The following is a 19691-nucleotide window of genomic DNA, read 5'->3' as shown; positions in this document are numbered from 1 at the left end:
ATGAGCGACGGGCGATGCACGGCGACACTCCCCGGCGCACACGGGTCTTGCGCACGCCGTCATCCCGAGCCGGAGCCGGCGACGGGGCGGTGGCGCGGCTCGAGGCGGCCGGGATCGCGTGCGCGCTGCTGCGGGAGGTATGGGAGGTGGCGAAGCATCCTCGATGCCGGGCGGGGACACGGCACGGATGGGGCCCGTACCCGCGCTCGGGGAACACACCGGGGCGCTGCTGCTTGCCGTGGGGATGACGGACGATGAGATCGCAGCGCTGCGCCGGGACGGTGTGGCCGCCTGAGCGCGGGTCGGGATCCTGCTCGGGTTCGGCCGCCTGTCAGCGACCGGGGCCGCTGGTCAGCGGCCGCCGAACAGGGAACGGCGCAGCCGGCGCAGCGGTGCGAAGAGCGAGACCCGCCTCACTCGCGCGCCCCTGCCGGTGCGGTCGTGCGCGGTGTCACGTGCGGTGAGCTCGCGCATCAGGTCCGTCGCCTCAGCCGTCTCGCGCTGAGGGATGGCGGGGCCACCCATCACCGAAAGATGGCGGTCGAGGCGCGAACTGGTCGCGCTGCTCCCACAAGTGATCGCAGGGACTCGCGCCCTGCCACGCACTGTTATCTGTTCCATGTCACTCCCCACCCATACGAGGGCACCCGGCCCGGGCAGGTTAACCCTATCGCTCCCTCATCACACCCGTGTATCCCGGGCGCAGGATTCACCTTCTCGGCAAGGGTGTTGACGGTTACTCTCCGAATCCAACTGATTCCAGGGCGAGTTGGACAACCGGTGCGGTTGTTGGCTGCGCGGAGCCGCCGGACGGTTCGACGGTGACAGCGAGTGAGGTCGCGTTCGTATCCAGTCCGGTGGCAATCAAGGGCGTGTCGCCGTCGAGGAGCCCCAGGGAACGCGGTTTCACCTCCGGCAGCATGAGCCACAGCTGATGAACCCTTCCGTTCGAAGGTGTGCCCAGTCCTGCGCCGGTCACCACGGCGGTGCGCTCCGAGGCGGACGCGACGACGCTGATGCCCTGTCCGTTCGCGTCCCGTCCGGCGGTCGCGCGGGCGTCCGGTGCCGCGAGAACGTGTGCGATCTCACGCGCCTGGGCCCGCTCCTGGTCGAGCTGGTCCTGGGTGCGGGCCGCCTGCACTCCGAAGAGGGCCGCGACGACGAGGGCCGCGGCGGCCGTGGTCGAGGCGAGCGGGATGAGGAACGGCGAGAAGCCCGAGCGACGCGCTCGCGACTGGGGCCGCTCCGCACGCGCGCGTGCCTGCGGTTCCCCTGAGGCAGTCTCCTGAGGAGTCGTCCGTACGGCCATGAGGACCCGGTCGCGCATGGCGGCCGGCGCCGGGGCGGCCGTGGACCAGGCGAGACGGACCGCGTCCTCGCGCAGGGCGCGCACCTCGGCGGCGCAGCTGTCGCAGCGCCTCAGGTGCTTCTCGAAACGCTTGTGCTCATGGGGCTCCAGGGCGTCGAGGGCGTACGGGGCGGCCAGCGAGTGCAGTTCACTCCGCCGGAAGAGGGTGGTCATGCGACACCTCCCAGGCAGTCGCGCAGCCGCGTGAGTCCGTCGCGCATTCGCGTCTTGACCGTGCCGAGCGGCAGGGAGAGCCGCTCGGCCACTTCACGGTACGTGTAGCCGTCGTAGTAGGCGAGGGTGACGGACTGGCGTTGCAGTGCGGTGAGCCGGTCCAGGCAGCGGCGCACCCATTCGCGTTCGAGGCCGGCCTCGACCTCCTCGGCGACCTGGTCGAAGGCGGGGCCGTTGGAGCGCCGGGCGACGCGCAGTTCGCGCTCTCCGGCGGCGCGGGCGCTGCGGACCCGGTCGACCGCCCTGCGGTGCGCGAGGGTGAGGACCCAGGACAGGGCGCTGCCGCGGCCGGGATCGTAACGCGCGGCGGAGCGCCAGAGTTCGAGGAGTACCTCCTGGGCCACCTCCTCCGACTGGGCCGGGTCCCGCACCACTCGGCGTACCAGCCCGAAGACCGGTCCGGACACCAGCCCGTACAGCTCCTCGAAGGCCTTCTGGTCGCCTCCGGCCACGAGCACCAGAAGTTCGTCCGCCTCCACCCGTTTCCCCCTCTCCGGCCTTGAACGGCCCGTCTCATCTTCACGTATTCGGCGCAGGAACGCCTTCGGATGGGGTTACGGATCAACTGCTTGAAAACGCGGGTGAATCCCGAACCAATCCTTTCGCCCACCGGCTCCGAATGGCGTGCATCAGGCAACACCGACCGACGCGGCACGAGCGCAGGAGCGGACCACACGACAGGTCGCCTCTCGCACACATCACCGCCGGGACAACAGCTTTGGGACAGAGGACGGACGGCATGACACCTAAAACCAGCAGGATCGTGGGACGCAGGAGCCTCGCGACCCTTGTCTGTGGTGCGCTGGCCACCGGGGGGCTCGCAGCCGCCGGCGTGACCACGCTCGAACCCGGGACGGCGAGCGCCTCCAGCCACCGGGAGGCTCCGCTCATCTCCGGGCAGCCGCAGTTCGACAACACGGACGTGTACGCGTTCGTGAGCCCCGACAAGCCGGACACGACGACGCTCATCGCGAACTGGATCCCGTTCGAGGAGCCGGCCGGCGGACCGAACTTCTTCACGTTCGCCGAGGACGCCCAGTACGACCTGCACATCGACAACAACGGTGACGCGCAGGGCGAGTTGGTCTTCCGCTACACGTTCGAGACGCACGTCAAGAACGACAAGACCTTCCTGTACAACACGGGTCCGGTCGAGAGCCTCGACGACCCGGACCTCAACATCACGCAGACCTACGACATTGAGCTGCTGCAGCTCAAGGACCAGCAGCTGGTCAAGAAGACGACGTACGCGGACGACATACCGGTCGCGCCGTCGAACGTCGGCAAGGCGTCCATGCCGGACTACGCCAAGCTCCGCGCGCAGGCCGTGCACGAACTCCCGGGCGGAGCGACGACGTTCGCCGGCCAGGCGGACGACCCGTTCTTCCTCGATCTGCGGGTCTTCGACCTGCTGTACGGCGGGAACCTGTCCGAGGTCGGCAACGACACGCTGAAGGAATACAACGTCAACTCCGTCGCCCTGCAGGTGCCGACCGACATGATCCAGGAGTCGGCCGACCAGCCGATCATCGGTGTCTGGTCGACGACGCAGCGCAAGAGCGCGAGCGGCGAGTACCGGCAGGTCTCGCGGCTCGGTATGCCGCTGGTGAACGAGGTCGTCAACCCGATCAAGGACAAGGACAAGTTCAACGCGTCCGCGCCCTGGAACGACGCCGACTTCCTGCAGAACGTCACCAACCCCGAACTGCCGAAGCTCATCGAGGCGATCTACAAGATCCCGGCGCCGAAGGAGCCCAGGAACGACCTGGTCGACGTGTTCCTCAAGGGCGTCGAGGGCCTCAACCAGCCGCCGCACGTGCGTCCTTCGGAGATGCTGCGCCTGAACACCTCGATCAAGCCGGCGGCCAAGGAGAAGCGGCTCGGTGTGCTGGACGGCGACAACGCGGGCTTCCCGAACGGGCGTCGGCTGAGTGACGACGTGCTGGACATCGCCCTGCAGGTCGTGGAGGGCGAACTGGTCGGCTCCAAGAACGACCTGGGTGACGCCGTCGACAAGAACGACCAGAAGTTCGAGGCCGCGTTCCCGTACGTCGCCCAGCCGACCTCCGGTTCGCGCGGCCCGCTGGCCAAGGGCACGACCGGCACCAACGACGTGCGCAACCAGATCGGTGACGCCCTGCAGCCCGCCGGTGGTTCGACCGGAACCATGGACGACACCACGCTGATCGCCGTCTCGGCGGCGTCGGGCGCGGGCGGGTTCCTGCTCGTCGGCACCGGTCTGCTGTGGTGGCGCAGCCGCCGTCGGGCCTACTGACGCACCCCATTGACGGCGCGGCCCGCACGTACCCATCCCCCACGGCGCGGGCCGCGCCTCACCCCGTGAACCACCGCTTCCACTCTGGAGATTGAGGAGAGGGCATGTCCCCGCGTACGAACGAGGACGCGCAGGAGAGGGATCGCGCGGACGAGACCCCGCAGTCCGAGGGCGAGGACAGGCCCGAGGCGAGGCCGGAGTCCGGTCGCGCGCGGATGCTGCGGCTCGGCGCGTGCGCGGTCGCCCTCGCCGTCGCGATGACCGCGGGGGCCGTGGTGCTGGGCAGCAGGGAGGACGACGGAGGGGTCAGTACGGTGTCGTCCGCGCCCGGCCTCGCTCCCGAACTGCTGGCCAGTGGAAGCCTGAGCTCGAGCATCTCCGCGCTGCAGTCCCACCTCAAGGCGCAGCCCAAGGACTACACCGGGTGGTCCACACTCGGCGTCGCCTACATCGAGCAGGCGCGCACGAACGGCGACCCGTCCCGCTATCCGCAGGCGGAGCGCGCGCTGGAGCGGTCGCTGAAACTGCGTCCCGACAACGACCCGGCGCTCGCGGGCCGCGCGGCTCTGGCCGCGGCACGGCACGACTTCGGCGACGCGCTGCGGTTCGCGGAGGAGGCGCTGGACCAGAACGCGTACAACGAGCGGGCGTTGTCGACCCGCATCGACGCCCTGGTCGAACTCGGCCGCTACAAGGAGGCGTCGAAGGCCGCCGACGAGGCCGACGCCCGCCGCCCCGGTATCCCGGTCTTCACCCGCTACGCCTACGTACACGAGCTGCGCGGCGACATACGCACCGCACGCCGCGTCCTGGAGCAGGCACTGTCCAGTGCCACGGCCCCCGGCGACATCGCGTACGTGGCCACGTCGCTCGGTCAACTCGCCTGGCGCGAGGGCGAGTACGAGACGGCGCTCAAGCACTACGAGCGGGCCCTGCGGGCCGACGGGGTATACCTCCCGGCGCTGGAGGGCCGCGCCCGGGCGCAGGCCGCGAACGGCGACCGCGCGGCGGCGATCCGCGGCATGGAGGACGTCGTGGCCCGCTTCCCGCTGCCCGGCCCGCTGGTCACGCTGGGCGAGCTGTACGAAGCCCGCGCCGGCGAGGAGGACAAGGCGAAGGCCCGCGAGCAGTACGCCCTCGTCAACGCCTGGACCGCGCTGGCCCGAGCGAACGGAGTCAACGCCGACCTCGACACGGCCCTCGCGGCGGCGGACCACGGGGACCGCAAGGCGGCCCTGCGCGCCGCCCGCGCCGAGTGGGACCGGCGGCACACCGTCCACACCGCGGACGCGCTCGCCTGGGCCCTGCACGTCAACGGCCGGGACGACGAGGCTCTCCCCTACGCCCGCCGCGCCACGGCCACCGGATACCGCGACGCGACGTTCCTCTACCACCGCGGCATGATCGAGCAGGCCACGGGTCACGAGAAGGAAGCCCGCAGCAGCCTGTCGTCGGCGCTGGACCTCAATCCGGGCTTCTCGCCGGTGGGAGCGAAGCTGGCCAAGAAGACGCTGACGGCGCTGGGCGGTGCCGAGTGAGCGCCCTCACCGCACGCGGTCTGCGCGTCCGGCTCACCAGAGGGGCGTCCGCGCGCCGGCGCGTGTTCGCGTCCTGCGCGGCCGTCCTCGTGGCGGCCTGCGCGCTCGTGCTGATCCCCTCCGGGACCGCGTCGGCGCATCCGCTCGGGAACTTCACCGTCAACCGGTACGACGGTCTCGTCATCGCTCCCGGGGAGCTGCGGGTCGACCATGTGGAGGACCTCGCGGAGATCCCGGCGACACAGGCCCAGCCCGCCATCGACAGGGCGGGCATGGGGAGTTGGGCCCGGGAGCGGTGCGAGACGGCGGCCGGGAAGAGCCGGGTGACCGTGGGCGGGAAGGCCGTGGCGCTGACCGTCGGCGAGAGCCGTGCCCGGGTGCGGCCGGGGCAGGCGGGGCTCAACACCCTGCGCGTGGAGTGCCGTTGGACGGCCGAGCTGCCGGAAGAGGCCGAGGGTTCCGAGGGGAACGTCTCCGTGCGGTTCCGCGCCTCCGTGAACGACGGCCCCGGCTGGCGCGAGGTCACGGCGCGCGGCGACCGGATGACGCTCACCTCCTCGGACGTACCCGAGAAGTCCGTGTCACGTGAACTGACCAAGTACCCCGAGAAGTTGCTGTCGTCGCCGGAGGACACCGCAACCGCTTCGCTGCGCGCCCGCCCCGGCGGTCCCGCGCTCGTCGCGGAGGGCTCCGACGCCCCCGCCTCCTCCGTACTGCCGCGCGGTGCCGACCGCTTCACCCGCGCGCTGGACGACCTGGTGTCCCGGCACGACCTGACCCTCGGCTTCGCGGCGCTCGCCCTGGGCATCGCCGTGCTGCTCGGTGCCCTGCACGCGCTGGCCCCGGGCCACGGCAAGACGATCATGGCCGCCACGGCCGCGGCCCGCGGCGATGCCACGATGCGCGACGTGCTGCCGCTCGCCGCCTCGGTGACCGTCACCCATACCCTCGGCGTGGTCGCCCTCGGCCTCCTCGTCACCGCCGGCTCGGCCGCCGCGCCCTCGGTGATCGCCTGGCTGGGCGTCGCGAGCGGCATCATCGTCACGGTGGCCGGCGCGACCCTCGTACGACGGGCATGGCGACAGCGCGGGCATGGGCACGGCCACTCCCATGGGCACGGGCACAGCCACGGGCACGGGCACAGCCACGGGCACGGGCACAGCCATGGTCACGCGCACACGCATGACCACCCCCACCCCCACACCCACTCCCCCTCTTTCAAGCTCAAAGACACTCTTCTCCTCGGCTTCGCCGGAGGGCTCGTCCCCAGTCCCTCCGCCGTCGTCGTGCTCGTCGGCGCCGCCGCGCTCGGGAAGGCCTGGTTCGGGCTGCTGCTCGTGCTGGCGTACGGGGTGGGGCTCGCGCTCACGCTCACGGCGGCCGGGTTCGCCGTGGTCAAGGTCGGCAGCCGGGTGGCGAAGGCGATCGAGAACGGCGCCAAGTGGTCGGGCGGCCGGACCGCGGCTCTGCTCCGGCGGGGTACACCTCTCGGATCGGCGTTCGTAGTGGTGGCTCTTGGGGCTGGATTGGTGTTCAAGGGGGCGGCAACCGCACTCGGTTGAGCTACTTTTGTTCAGAATCGTGCGGATGCGAATGGGGGATGTCCGTGTCCGAAGAGCCGGGCAGTGAACGTGTGATCGCGGGGCGCTACCGTCTCCTCTCTCCGCTGGGTGAGGGCGGGATGGGGACGGTGTGGCGTGCCCGCGACGAGGTGCTGCACCGCGAGGTGGCGGTCAAGGAGGTGCGCGCCCCGGGCGGGCTGCCGGGCCCGGACGCGGAACGGATGTACGCCCGTCTGGAGCGCGAGGCATGGGCGGCCGCTCGGATCTCGAACCGCAATGTGGTCACGGTCTACGACGTGGCGTTGGAGGACGGCCGCCCGTGGATCGTGATGGAGCTGGTCCGCGGGATCGCGCTCTCCGATCTTCTGGACGCCGAGGGCCCGTTGTCCCCGCAGCGCACCGCCCATATCGGCGCGGAGGTGCTCGCCGCGCTGCGGGCCGCGCACGAGGCTGGGGTCCTGCACCGGGACGTGAAGCCCGGCAACGTCCTGATGTCGAACGACGGCCGTGTCGTCCTCACCGACTTCGGTATCGCCATGGTCGAGGGCAGTTCGGCGCTCACCATGACCGGCGAGGTCATCGGCTCGCCCGAATTCCTGGCCCCCGAGCGGGCGTTGGGGCGTACACCGGGCCCCGAGTCCGATCTGTGGTCGCTCGGCGTGCTCCTCTACGCGGCGGTCGAGGGCAATTCGCCGTTCCGCCAGAACACTCCGCTGAGCACCCTGCGCGCGGTCGTCGACGAGGAGTTGCCGCCGCCGCGCCGGGCGGGCCCGCTGGCCCCGGTCATCGAGGGCCTGCTGCGCAAGGACCCGGCGGAGCGGATGCCGGCCGAGGACGCCGAACAGGACCTGCGTCTCGTCGCGGCGGGCGGCACGCCCCGCACGGGCACCGCCGCCTACGCGCCGACGGTCGCGGCGCTTCCGCAGCCGGCCCCGACCCCGCCGACCCCGGAGCCCACGTATACACCGCCTGCCTACACCCCGCAGCAGGCTCCGACCGCCGCGACCACCACCTCGGAGCCGGCCCATCCCAGACGCGCCACGATCGCCGTGGTCGCGGGTCTCGCCGCTCTCGCGTTCGCGCTCGCCGGACTGACGTACGCCCTGGTCAACCGGGACGACGGAGGCGGCGGGGGCAACCGCTCCAACGGCGGGACGAGCAGCGGCGGTTCGACCGGCGGCAGCGACAACGGCGGTACCGGCGGGGGCGGCACCGACGGCGGCTCGACCACGGAGAGTTCCGGCACGACCGGGGGGAACGGCGGCTCGACCACCGGCGGCGGCCAGACGACGCCTGCGCCCACCCAGTCCGTGAAGGTGTCGGTCTCGGGCTCGCACACCGACTACACCGGTGCCTGCCCGCCGCCCGAAGCGCAGGCTCCCACCTTCACGGCGACGTTCACGGTGGGCCTCGTACCGGCGGAGGTGGAGTACCGCTGGGTGACGGAGACCGGTGAGGTGTCCGACCCGAGCTGGAAGACCCTCTCGTTCCCCGAGAACGGCGGCAAGACCAAGCAGAACACGGTCATCGTGACGACGTACGACGCGTCGGGAACGTACGAGAACAAGATCGGCGTGGAGGTCCGCAGCCCGAAGGAAACGACGTCGAACCAGGTGCCTTTCTCGGTGACGTGTGAGACGGAGGCCCCGACGGGCGGGACCTCCGGTTCCACTTCTCCTCAGGCGCTCGCGCCGAACGGGGCGGTCAAACCGCGCCGGTGATCAGGCCGCGCCGGTGATCGGACCACGGCGTCGATCAGGCCGCGGCGTTGAGAACGGGCAGGTAGCCGCCCGACTGGCCGGCCGCGGTCGGGTGGTACGACTCGCCGATGTTCAGCCAGTTGATGCTGTGCAGCCAGGAGCTGCCGGAGCAGATCTCGTGGCCGGTGAAGGTGGGTCGTACGTCGCCGAAGGTGAAGCCGTGGTCGGCGGCGCGCTTGGCGATGGCGGTGTCCAGGTAGTCGGCGGCGTTGTTGATGGCGGTCCGTTCCGTCTCGGTGAGGCCGGTCAGACAGCTGCCGCCCAGCTTGTAGAAGCGGGGGTAGCCCAGGACGACGACCTGGGCCGCCGGGGCCTTCGCGCTGATCGCCGAGTAGACCGAGTCGAGCTTGCCGGGCAGCGTCGAGTCGACGTACGCCTTCGCCGTGTTGATGCGGGCGACGCAGGCGCTCTCGGACTGCAGGACACAGGTCGTCATGACGTCGGTGAAGCCCGCGTCGTTGCCGCCGATGGTGATCGAGACGAGGCCGGTGGCGGGGCCGAGCGGGCCCAGCTGATTCGCTAGAACATCACCCGTTCGGGCGCCCGAGCAGGCGGTGAAACTGAACGACGAGGGTGAGTTGGCGGCCGCCCAGAGGTAGGGGTACGCCTTCGTGCTGCGCTTGCAGTCGCCGCTGGAGCCGATGTAGCCGCCCGCGCCGACACCGGATGAGTAGGAGTCGCCGAGGGCCACATAGCCCGTGGCGGCGGCTTGTTGGGACGCCTGCGCCGTCGTTGCCCCGGTGAGGGCGAAGACGGTGGCGAGGAGGAGCGAGGTCACGTATGCCGTAAGTCGGGAACGTCTCATGGAACCTCCCTTTAGCAGGATCTCTGCCGTAACTTTCGTAGCAGCTACGCGTGTCGACAGGAAGTGTCCATGCCAAGACCTTTCTGGACCTACCAGGACCGCTCCGGACGTTCACCACACGTTCGATTGCGTGTTCATGACATGCGTGTGACAAAGCGTCAACTCCCTTGAGCTGCATCCGTGGAGCGATCACGCTGATGTCTCGGCCGGTAGCGGAACGCAACGCTCCTGGCTGTGCGCTCGATCGTGCGCACCCCCCACAGACGTGCGCCCCACCCAGGCGCGCGCCGCCTATGAGGAGGACTCCCTCGTAATGGCACAGCTGCGTAGCAAGAAGATCCGGATCGCCGCCATAACCTCCGTGGCGACCGCCGCCCTGCTCGGCGCCGTCACCGCGCTTCCCGCCCAGGCCGCACCGGCCGAGGGCCGGGTCCTCGCGGCGGACTCCCCCACCGCCGTCAAGGACAGTTACATCGTCACGCTGAAGAAGGGCGTGGACTTCAAGGCCTCCTCGGCCGAGGGCAAGGGTCTGATCAAGGAGTACGGCGGCACGGTCAAGAAGACGTTCGGCGCCGCGCTGAACGGCTACACGGCCGGCCTCTCCGCGACCGAGGCCAAGAGACTCGCCGCCGACCCGGCGGTGGCCACGGTCGAGCAGAACCAGACCGTGCACGTCACCGACACCACGCAGTCCAACGCCCCCTGGGGCCTGGACCGCTCCGACCAGACGTCACTCCCGCTCTCCGGCACGTACACCTACCCGGACTCGGCGGGCAGCGGTGTCACGGCGTACGTCATCGACACCGGCGTCCGCATCACGCACTCCCAGATCAGCGGCCGGGCCAGCTACGGCTACGACGCCGTGGACGGCGACACCACCGCCTCGGACGGCAACGGTCACGGTACGCACGTGGCCACGACCATCGCCGGCTCGACCTACGGCATCGCCAAGAAGGCGAACATCGTGGCGGTCCGCGTGCTCAACGACTCCGGCTCCGGCACCACCGCGGGCGTCGTCGCGGGCATCGACTGGGTGACCGACAACCACAGCGGTCCCTCGGTCGCCAACATGTCGCTCGGCGGCGGCGCCTCCACCACGCTGGACAACGCCGTGGCGAACTCCATCGCCAGCGGCGTGACCTACGCGGTCGCGGCGGGCAACAGCAGCGCCAACGCCTCCTCGTACTCCCCGGCCCGCGTCGCCTCGGCGATCACGGTCGGCGCCACCACCAACACGGACGCCAAGGCGAGCTACTCCAACTTCGGCTCCGTCCTTGACATCTTCGCCCCCGGCTCGTCGATCACGGCGGGCTGGTACACCAGCGACACCGCGACGAACACCATCTCCGGCACGTCGATGGCCACGCCGCACGTCGCCGGCGCGGCCGCCGTCTACCTCGCGGGCCACACCTCGGCCACCCCGACCCAGGTAGCCACGGCCCTGGTGAACGGCGCCACCCCGGGCGTGGTCACCAGCGCGGGCACGGGCTCCCCGAACAGGCTCCTGAAGATCGTCCCGTAACGCGTCAGGACGAGGGTTCCCCGCGCCTCTTTTAGGGGCGCGGGGCTGTGACATTTTGCGGCTCCGCCGCGTGGGCACGACCAGCCACATCGCACCCGCAGCCGAACAAACGACGTCTTCCGCACCTTGACGGCTCCCGGATCGCTGGGCCACATTGAAGCCCGGCATCCGGCGCGTCGGGGGGCAAAGTCGCCAATGCAGACCTTAGGTATCAAGCCATCTCCATCAGACCCATCTTCATCGGGTGGTGACGAGCGGTTGGAACAGGATCCGGGGAGGGACCTGCTGCCACTGCTCGCGGGAGCCGCCGCGGCGATCGCGGGCGTCGGCGCCGTGCTGGCCTTCGCCGACATCGACTCGCCCCTGCGCGCTCCGTTCACGCTCTTCTTCCTGCTGGCCGCGCCGGGGGCCGCGGTCGCAACCGCGCTGCGCGGCCTGGAACCGTTCGGCCGCATCGTGGCGTCTTTGTCAGCAGCAGTAGCGGTCAACCTCTTGGTCGCCCAAGGCATGCTCGCGGTGCACCAGTGGTCGGCCCGTGGCGGAATCGCGGCCGTGGCCGCGCTGAGCTCCCTCATTCTCCTGCTGGTCCTGGTACGGCGGCTACGCGGCCGTACGGTGAGAAGACGGGCTTCCTGACGTGGATATCAGCGTGTACCGTCCCGGCGAGTTGACCTCCGCCGACCGGGCAGCGTGGACGGCTCTTCAGTCCAAGGCCCATCCGCACGGCACGCCCGAACTCGCGAACCCGTTCCTGTCACCGGAATTCACACTCGCCGTGGGCCGCTGCCGGCGCGGTGTACGGATCGCCGTCGTCCGGGAGGGCGGCGAGCCCGCCGCCTTCTTCCCGTTCCAGCGAACCACCACCGGCGTCGGCCGGGCCGTCGGTCTCGGCGTCTCCGACTGCCAGGGACTGGTCCACCGGCCCGGCTTCACCTGGGACGCGCGGGAGCTGCTGCGGGCCTGCGGGCTCTCCGTGTGGGAGTTCGACCACCTGGTGGAAGGCCAGGCGCCGTTCGAGGCCGAGGCCTCCGGCACCTTCCCGTCCCCGGTCATGGACGTCGACCAGGGGTACGAGGCGTATCTGGCCCAACTGCGGGAGCGTTCACCGAAGTTCACCCGGACCACGCTCGCCAAGGAGCGCAAGCTCGGCCGCGACCACGGCGAGGTGCGCTATGTGCACGACGAGCGCGATCCCGAGGCGCTGCGCACGCTGATGGCGTGGAAGTCGGCGCAGTACCGCAGGACCGGGCGCAGCGACCGCTTCGCGCAGGACTGGATCACCCAGCTGGTGCATCAGCTCTTCCACAGCCGTTCCGAGTCGTTCACCGGGATCCTGTCGGTGCTCTACGCGGGCGACAAGCCGATCGCCGCGCACTTCGGACTGCGCTCCGAGCGTGTTCTGGCGTGCTGGTTTCCCGCGTACGACCCGGCGTTCTCCAAGTACTCCCCGGGCCTTGTCCTGCATTTGCGCATGGCCGAGGCGGCCGCCGCCGACGGCATCGCCTATCTGGATCTCGGCCGGGGTCAGAAGGAATACAAGGACTCCCTGAAGACACGGGAACTCGCCGTGTCCGAAGGGTGGGTTACGCGCCGCCATCCCGTGGCGCTCGGGCACCGGGCGCGACGCGCCCCCGTCCGGGCGCTGCGCAACGCGGTGCTGGCGAGGCCGGAGTTGTTCGAGCCGGCCGACAAAATACTCAAACGGATGGGAAAAATCCGCTCGGGTAGTCAGGTAACGACCAAACCAACAAAAACGTGAGGCCTCGTTCCAGGTCTTGCCATAGCGTCTCAATCATCAATACCGTCGTACATCCACCCGCATCGGACCATCACGCACATGCGATCTAGGGGAGGGCTCAAGATCGCGACGATGGCCCGGCGCGGGGCGCGGTAGGGGGGTGCCGTGCTCGGTGACCACACCTGTGCCGAGTCGTGCCGCGCGACCGACCCAGCAAGTCGGCCAGCTTTGCCAGCTCACCCGGCATGCACGGAGATCAATTTCGACATGCCGTAAGTGAGAAACCCCCCTTTCGAACCGGACAAAGAGCCGGACCGCCCAGGGGCGGGCGGTCCACCGGACGAGAGGGACCAGACTCATGAGTTCTGTTTTGCGACCGGCGGTTTCGGGCCAAGATCCGCTCAAAGCCAGCAAGTACCGGCCCATATCGTCTCACCTGGCCATTGCGCCTCCGGTGAGCGTCGTGATTCCCGCCATGAATGAGGCGGAGAATCTCCCATACGTCTTCAAGACACTTCCGGGCTGGATCCACGAAGTGGTTCTCGTCGACGGAAATTCCACCGACAACACCGTGGAGGTGGCCCGCGAACTGTGGCCTGACGTCAAGGTCGTCAAGCAGCTCGGCAAAGGCAAGGGCGACGCCCTGATCACCGGGTTCGCGGCCTCCACCGGCGACATCATCGTGATGGTCGACGCGGACGGCTCGGCCGACGGCAACGAGATCGTCAGCTACGTCTCCGCGCTGGTCTCCGGCGCCGACTTCGCGAAGGGGTCGCGGTTCGCCAACGGCGGCGGCACGGACGACATGACGCCGATCCGCAAGCTCGGCAACTGGGCGCTGTGCACGGCCGTCAACCGCAAGTTCGGGGCCCGCTACACCGACCTCTGCTACGGCTACAACGCCTTCTGGCGGCACTGCCTCGACAAGATCGACCTCGACTGCACCGGCTTCGAGGTGGAGACCCTGATGAACATCAGAGTGGTCAAGGCAGGGCTGAAGGTGCAGGAGATCCCGAGCCACGAGTATCTGCGAATCCACGGCACGAGCAATCTGCGGGCCGTGCGGGACGGGCTGCGGGTGCTCAAGGTGATCCTCAAGGAGCGCTCCAACCGGCGCTCGCTGCGCCGCCGTCCGCACTCCGTACTGCTCAACTCCGGCCCGGGAGAGGTGTCTTGAGAACCCTGGACATCTCCGTGGTGATCTGCGTCTACACCGAGGACCGCTGGGCGGACATCCAAGCGGCGGTCGCCTCGGTGCGGGCGCAGTCCCGGCCCGCCCTCGAGACGCTCCTGGTCGTGGACCACAACCAGGCGCTCCTGGACCGGCTTTCGAAGGAGTACAAGGAGACCGAAGAGGTGCGGGTGCTCGCCAACGCGGGCCCCCGCGGCCTCTCCGCGGGCCGCAACACCGGCATCGCCGTCTCGCACGGCGACGTCATCGCCTTCCTCGACGACGACGCGGTGGCCGAGCGCGACTGGCTGCTCCACTTCGCCGAGGGGTACGAGGATCCGCTCGTGATGGCCGTCGGCGGCCGTACGATGCCGATCTGGGCGTCGGGGCGCCGGCCGGCCTGGTTCCCCGAGGAGTTCGACTGGGTCGTCGGCTGCACGTACAAGGGGCTGCCGCCCGGCCGTGTCCAGGTCCGCAACGTGCTCGGCGGCAACGCCTCGTTCCGGCGTACCGCCTTCGACGCGGCGGGCGGCTTCGCGACCGGCATCGGCCGCGACGGCGACAAGCGGCCGCTGGGCTGCGAGGAGACGGAGCTGTGCATCCGCCTCACCCACGCCAGACCGGACGCCGTCCTGCTGATCGACGACCGCGCGGTGATCCACCACCGGGTGCCTCGGGCGCGCGAGCACTTCGCGTACTTCCGCACCCGTACGTACGCCGAAGGTCTGTCGAAAGCCCTGGTCGCCCGGAGTGTGGGCGCCGACAAGGGACTCGAGTCCGAGCGCCGCTACACCACGCGCGTACTGCCCGCGGGCGTCGCGCGCGGACTGCGCGACGCGCTGCTCGCCCGCCGCGGCGGCGCGGGCCGGGCGGGCGCCATCGTCGCCGGAGTGGTGCTGGCTGCGGGCGGGTACGTTCTCGGGAGCGTCCGGGCACGCAGGGGTGGCGGCACGTTCTCCGTCGTGGAGATCGAGAAGAGCCCGGGCGGCGAGGGGGCAGCGGCATGAGCGGCACGCGTGCGCGCGGGGCCGGGGGTGGTCCGGTATGAACTCCCCCGTGCCCATCTTCATGTACCACTCGGTCGCGACCGCGCCCAACGAGGCGACACGGGCGCTGTCGGTCACGCCGGAGGCGTTCGCCGAGCAGATGGCGCTGATCGGCGACCTGGGGTGTACGCCGATCAACACGGCCGAGCTCGCCAGAAGTTGGCGGTCCGGTGGCCCGCTGCCCAGGCGCCCCGTGCTGATCACCTTCGACGACGGCTACGAGGGCGTGCACCGGCACGCGCTGCCCGTGCTCGCCAAGCACGGCTTCGCGGCCACGCTGTTCGTGTCGACCGGCTGGCTGCGCGGCGCGTACGACACGGGGGGCGCCCTCGACGAGATGCTCGACTGGGACCAGGTGCGCGAACTGGCGGGCGCGGACGTCGAGATCGGCGGCCACAGCCATACGCATCCGCAGCTGGACGAGCTGACCGACGAGGCGCTGTGGTTCGAGCTGCTGCGCTGCCGGGGGATCATCGCCGACGAACTGGGCGTCCGACCGGCGTCGTTCGCGTACCCGTACGGCTACTCCAGCCGCCGGGTGCGCCGGATCGTGCGTGAGGCGGGCTTCGCCCAGTCGCTCGCCGTCGGCAACGCACTCGCGCGCCGCCGCCAGGGCCCGTACGCGCTGCACCGCGTGACCGTGCGGCGCTCCACCGGGATCGAGGAGTTCGAGCGGCTCGTCGAGGGCCGTGCGATCGCCCGTAACTTCGCCAGGGACCGTGCCCTCACCAAGGGGTATGCCATGGTCCGCAGAGCTCGACAGGTTCGCCGGAAGGCCATCCGTTCCCGTGTCTGACACGACCACGGCCCAGGCCGACACTTCCACGCCCGAGGCACCCGAGCAGTCCGGGCGCCGCCTCCGCCTGCCCGGCCTCGGCAGGTCGTCCGGAGGCAGCCCGCTGTTCCGGAATGCTTACGCCCTGATGCTCAACACCGGGATCTCCGCCGTGCTCGGGCTCGGTTTCTGGCTGGCCGCGGCCCGCTACTACTCCGAGTCGGCGGTGGGCCAGGGCTCCGCGGCGATCGCCGCGATGAAGCTCCTCGCGGGCCTCACCGCGGTGACGCTGACGGGTGCCCTCGCCCGCTTCATCCCGGTCGCGGGGCGCTACACGGGGCGGCTGATCTTCCGTACGTACGCGGGCAGTTCGGTGGTCGTGGCGCTGGCCGCGGGGGTGTTCCTGCTGACGCTGGGCGTGTGGGGGCACTCGTACCGCTTCCTGCACGACCCGCTGAACGCCCTGGTGTTCGTGCTCGCGGTGGTCGCCTGGTCGGTGCTCACGCTCCAGGACGGCGTGCTGACCGGGCTGCGCAGCGCGCTGTGGGTGCCGGTGGGCAACACCGTGTTCTCCGCGGTCAAACTGGTGCTGCTGGTCCTGTTCGCCGCCGCGATCCCCACCATGGGCGTGTTCGTGTCGTGGGTCGCGGCGATCGCGGTGTCCGTGCTGCCGCTGGGCTGGCTGGTGTTCCGGCGCCTGGTGCCGCGGCATGTGAAGGACACGGAGGAGCACGCGAGTCCGCCGTCGCTGAAGGAGATCGGACACTTCCTCGCGGGCGACTACACGGGGTCGCTGTTCTCGCTCGCGGTCGTCTACCTCGTGCCGGTGATCGTCGCCGCGCAGGTCAGCGATGTCGACAACGCGTACTTCTACATCACCACGACCATCGGCGGCACGGTCAACCTGCTCGCCATCAACATGGGCGCCTCGCTGACCGTCGAGGGCTCGCACGATCCGTCGCGCCTCGCCGCGAACACCCGGGCCGCGCTCAAGCGGATGGTGCGGATCATGCTGCCGGTGTGCGGGGTGCTGTTCTTCGGGGCTCCCTGGATCCTGGCCGTCTTCGGCCAGGGATACGCGGACGCGGCGACACCGCTGCTGCGCTGGTTCGCGGTCGGCGCGGTGCTGCGGGTCGTCATGGAGACGTACTTCGCGGTGTTGCGCGCCCAGAGCCGCACCGCCGGACTCGCGTGGCTGCAGGGCCTGTTGTGCGCGCTGGTGCTCGGACTCACGCTGATCCTGCTGCCCCGTATGGGCCTGACCGGCGCGGGTGTGGCGGAGATCTCCAGCCTCGCGCTGATCGTGGCGCTCGCCGCGCCCAAGCTGTACCGCATCGTGAGGACCGCGCCGGCCGACGCCGTGCCCGAGAGCGCCGCGCCGGACGGGGATCTGGCGGACCTGGGCGCCCGCGAGGTGCCCGCGTCGAAGCAGGCCGAAACGCGGAAGGGGCGCGGCCCGGCCTGGGCGCAGCGGCTCGACACGGACACGCTGGCGCTCGGCGTGCAGCTCGACTTCGACCATCAGGAGCGGCGGCCGGACGTACGGCCGGGACCGGGCACACCGTCCACCGGCACCCCGTCGGTCAAGCGGCCGGACCGTCCGGCGGAGCCACGACCGGACCACCGGCCGACCTGGGCGCTCAAGGCGCCCCTCCAACTGCCTGCCCCCCGCGTGGAGGTGGGCCTGCCCGTCGAGTCGCGCGAGCCGGGCTCGGAGACGTCGCTCGGCCCGTCCGAGGCCGAGGTGGACGCACCGTTCGAACCGACCGCGGGCGAGACGGCCGACGGGCCGGAGGGCGTACGCGAAGGGGGCGCGTCCGAGGGCGTACGCGAGAAGAGCCGTGCAGGGTTCGTACGGGAGCGCGGTGCGCAGGGACTCGCACGGGACGGGGGCGTGTCGGAGTCCGTGCGTGAGGCAGGTGGGCCGACCGAGCCGTCCGCGGGGCTCGCGACCTGGTGGGAGCGGCTGCGGCCGACGCGGCTCGGGGTGGTGCTCGGCTGTCTGCTGACGGCGGCGCTCGTCCTGTACTGGGTGCCCGCGTCCGGTCTCGGAGAGCGCGATCTCGACCGGATGGGCGGGCTCGGCCTGATCTCCGTCCTGCCGACGCCGACGCTGGTCGGGGCGGCACTGCTGGTCACGGTGTTCGCGTCGCTGCTCTGGCTGGCCCGGGAGCACCGGGGCCTGCTGCTGGTCACGCTGCTGGCGACCGTGGTGTCGCTGCACGCGCTGCCAGCGGTGATCGAGACCGAGCCACGGTTCGCGACGGCCTGGCAGCACCTGGGGTTCATCGACTACATCGACCGGACCGGCTCGGCCGTGCCCGATCTGGACGCGCGGTGGAGCTGGCCGGGCTTCTTCGCGGCGGCCGCGTTCGTCGCGAAGGCCTGTGGGGTCAGCGACCTCACCGAGGTCATCCGCTGGTGGCCGCTGACCATGCAACTCCTCTACCTGGCACCGATGTTCCTGCTCGTACGCCATATGCGGGCGAGCTGGCGGGCCAAGTGGACCGGCATCTGGATCTTCGTGCTCAGCGGCTGGGTCGGCCAGGACTACTTCTCGCCGCAGGGCTTCACCTACCTCCTCTATCTCGTCTTCGTGGCGATCCTGCTCGTGTGGTTCCGGGCGCCGCGCGTGCTGTGGACGAAGGCGCGGCCCGGCGAGCTGGAGGTCGAGCCGACGGACCGGCGGCAGCGGGCCGTGCTGCTGATGGTCCTGATCGGGCTGTTCATGGCGACCGTCCCGGCCCACCAGCTCACGCCGTTCGTGATGCTGGGCGTCCTCACGGTCCTCGTCGTGGTCGGCCGCTCCGAACTGCGCGGGCTGCCCATCCTGTTCGGCGTCATGGTCGCCGTCTGGGTGGGCTTCCTCGCCGAGCCGTACTGGTCGGGGCACTTCGACGAGCTGTTCGGCGGGGTCGGCGGCGTGGGCGGCAATGTGTCGTCGTCGGTCTCCGGCCGTATCGAGGGCGGTAGTTCAACACACAAACTCGTCCTCTACGCGCGCGTGGCGCTCGCCGGCGGCGTGATGGCGCTGGCCTGCTGGGGCTGGCTGCGACGACGCGAGCACAAGTACCGCGAGCGGTCGCTGCTCGTCCTCACGTTCATCCCGTTCCTGGGCTTCGGCATGCAGTCGTACGGCGGCGAAATGGCGCTGCGCGTCTTCATGTTCGCTCTGCCGGGCGCCGCCCTGCTCGCCGCACTCGCGCTCTTCCCGCGCACCGGCGTCACCGCGAAGGAACGCGACCGCGACCGGGTGAGCCTCGCCCCGCTCGCCGCCCTGATGGCGGGCCTCGTCCTGATGGGCGGCTTCCTGGTGGCCCGCTGGGGCAACGAGCCGTTCGAGCGGATCCGGCCGGGCGAGGTCGCCGCCATGGAGTACGTGTACGCGCACGACAAGCCGACCACACGGCTGCTGTGGCTGAGCGACGACACGGTGAACACCGTGACGCCCGCGATGCCGTGGGGTGCCCGGGACATGGAGAAGGTGGAGTACGTACCGACGCTCGCGCCCACCGACCCCGTCCTGGTGTCGGGCCTGGTCAAGTCGCTCAAGGACGCGGGCCCGAACTCGTACCTCATGATCAACCGCAGCCAGGTGATCTCTCTCCAGCTGGACGTGGGCTACTCCAAGACCTGGGAGTACCGCCTCATCCGCAACCTCGACGCCCGGCAGGAACTCCGCAAGGTCTTCGTCAACGACGACGTGACCATGTACGCGCTCCGCAAACAGCCGGGGGGCGAGGTCGAGAAGGCCGATCCCGGGCCGATCGGGCCCCAGGTGACGTGGACGCCGTGGTCGGTCGTCGGAGGGCTCGCGGCGATCGCGCTGATCGTGCTGCTGACGGCGCGCGAGGTGGTACGGGTGGCGGTCCGGCCGAGCGTGCGGCAACTGCGGTGGCTGCAGAGCACTTTCTGGT

15 protein-coding genes and 1 pseudogene are annotated in these 19691 nt (G+C 70.4%); 12 read left to right on the top strand and 4 right to left on the bottom strand.

Going from position 1 to position 19691, the window contains the following annotated elements; all coding sequences use genetic code 11:
• Nucleotides 1-50 precede the first annotated feature (50 nt).
• Nucleotides 51-295, top strand: a pseudogene (locus GAS53_RS22735) (CoA transferase); the annotation flags it as partial.
• Between the two features lie 56 nt (nucleotides 296-351).
• Here GAS53_RS22735 and GAS53_RS22730 read toward each other — a convergent pair.
• The 3 genes from GAS53_RS22730 to GAS53_RS22720 all read right to left on the bottom strand — a co-directional run bounded on the left by GAS53_RS22730 (nucleotide 352) and on the right by GAS53_RS22720 (nucleotide 2109).
• Nucleotides 352-621, bottom strand: coding sequence for a hypothetical protein (locus GAS53_RS22730; RefSeq protein WP_151479510.1), 270 nt, complete (start codon nucleotides 619-621; stop codon nucleotides 352-354).
• Between the two features lie 115 nt (nucleotides 622-736).
• The gene (locus GAS53_RS22725; RefSeq protein WP_151479509.1) at nucleotides 737-1522 is read right to left on the bottom strand and encodes an anti-sigma factor; all 786 of its coding nucleotides are present in this window, start codon (nucleotides 1520-1522) and stop codon (nucleotides 737-739) included.
• Nucleotides 1519-2109 carry a sigma-70 family RNA polymerase sigma factor gene (locus tag GAS53_RS22720; RefSeq protein WP_263974158.1) on the bottom strand — a complete coding sequence of 197 codons (591 nt, stop codon included), beginning with the start codon at nucleotides 2107-2109 and terminating at the stop codon, nucleotides 1519-1521. Before GAS53_RS22720 ends, GAS53_RS22725 begins: the two co-directional genes overlap by 4 nt.
• 212 nt (nucleotides 2110-2321) lie before the next feature.
• On the opposite strand from GAS53_RS22720, the gene GAS53_RS22715 reads away from it, so the two are divergent.
• From GAS53_RS22715 to GAS53_RS22700, 4 genes are all read left to right on the top strand, one after another.
• Nucleotides 2322-3857 (top strand): DUF4331 domain-containing protein, encoded by a 1536-nt coding sequence (locus GAS53_RS22715; protein ID WP_151479507.1) that lies wholly within the window; start codon nucleotides 2322-2324, stop codon nucleotides 3855-3857.
• Between the two features lie 104 nt (nucleotides 3858-3961).
• Nucleotides 3962-5395: a tetratricopeptide repeat protein gene (locus GAS53_RS22710; protein WP_151479506.1), complete on the top strand. Its 1434-nt coding sequence runs from the start codon at nucleotides 3962-3964 to the stop codon at nucleotides 5393-5395.
• On the top strand, nucleotides 5392-6957 hold the full coding sequence (locus GAS53_RS22705; protein WP_225859039.1) for a nickel transporter: 1566 nt from the start codon (nucleotides 5392-5394) through the stop codon (nucleotides 6955-6957). The genes GAS53_RS22710 and GAS53_RS22705 overlap by 4 nt, the downstream gene beginning before the upstream one ends.
• A 38-nt stretch (nucleotides 6958-6995) precedes the next feature.
• Nucleotides 6996-8678 carry a serine/threonine-protein kinase gene (locus GAS53_RS22700; protein WP_151479505.1) on the top strand — a complete coding sequence of 561 codons (1683 nt, stop codon included), beginning with the start codon at nucleotides 6996-6998 and terminating at the stop codon, nucleotides 8676-8678.
• A 34-nt stretch (nucleotides 8679-8712) separates the two neighbouring features.
• Here GAS53_RS22700 and GAS53_RS22695 read toward each other — a convergent pair whose 3' ends face one another.
• Nucleotides 8713-9522, bottom strand: coding sequence for an SGNH/GDSL hydrolase family protein (locus tag GAS53_RS22695; protein WP_151479504.1), 810 nt, complete (start codon nucleotides 9520-9522; stop codon nucleotides 8713-8715).
• A gap of 313 nt (nucleotides 9523-9835) precedes the next feature.
• Between GAS53_RS22695 and GAS53_RS22690 the strand changes: the two genes are divergently transcribed.
• The 7 genes from GAS53_RS22690 to GAS53_RS22660 form a co-directional block, all read left to right on the top strand.
• On the top strand, nucleotides 9836-11044 hold the full coding sequence (locus tag GAS53_RS22690) for a S8 family peptidase (protein WP_151479503.1): 1209 nt from the start codon (nucleotides 9836-9838) through the stop codon (nucleotides 11042-11044).
• Between the two features lie 258 nt (nucleotides 11045-11302).
• Nucleotides 11303-11680 carry a hypothetical protein gene (locus tag GAS53_RS22685; RefSeq protein WP_318722799.1) on the top strand — a complete coding sequence of 126 codons (378 nt, stop codon included), beginning with the start codon at nucleotides 11303-11305 and terminating at the stop codon, nucleotides 11678-11680.
• Nucleotide 11681: 1 nt separating this feature from the next.
• Nucleotides 11682-12803 carry a GNAT family N-acetyltransferase gene (locus tag GAS53_RS22680; protein ID WP_151479502.1) on the top strand — a complete coding sequence of 374 codons (1122 nt, stop codon included), beginning with the start codon at nucleotides 11682-11684 and terminating at the stop codon, nucleotides 12801-12803.
• 337 nt (nucleotides 12804-13140) lie between these two features.
• Nucleotides 13141-13959 carry a glycosyltransferase family 2 protein gene (locus GAS53_RS22675; RefSeq protein ID WP_151479501.1) on the top strand — a complete coding sequence of 273 codons (819 nt, stop codon included), beginning with the start codon at nucleotides 13141-13143 and terminating at the stop codon, nucleotides 13957-13959.
• Nucleotides 13956-14960 carry a glycosyltransferase family 2 protein gene (locus tag GAS53_RS22670; protein ID WP_151479500.1) on the top strand — a complete coding sequence of 335 codons (1005 nt, stop codon included), beginning with the start codon at nucleotides 13956-13958 and terminating at the stop codon, nucleotides 14958-14960. Before GAS53_RS22675 ends, GAS53_RS22670 begins: the two co-directional genes overlap by 4 nt.
• A 37-nt stretch (nucleotides 14961-14997) precedes the next feature.
• On the top strand, nucleotides 14998-15795 hold the full coding sequence (locus GAS53_RS22665; protein ID WP_192583239.1) for a polysaccharide deacetylase family protein: 798 nt from the start codon (nucleotides 14998-15000) through the stop codon (nucleotides 15793-15795).
• Nucleotides 15788-19691: lipopolysaccharide biosynthesis protein (locus tag GAS53_RS22660; RefSeq protein WP_151479564.1), on the top strand; the 3904-nt coding region annotated here is incomplete at its 3' end. The genes GAS53_RS22665 and GAS53_RS22660, both read left to right, overlap by 8 nt.

The organism is Streptomyces albicerus (assembly GCF_008905045.1).
Classification (GTDB): Bacteria; Actinomycetota; Actinomycetes; order Streptomycetales; family Streptomycetaceae; genus Streptomyces; species Streptomyces albicerus.
This window is presented reverse-complemented; position numbering and strand designations above follow the sequence as displayed.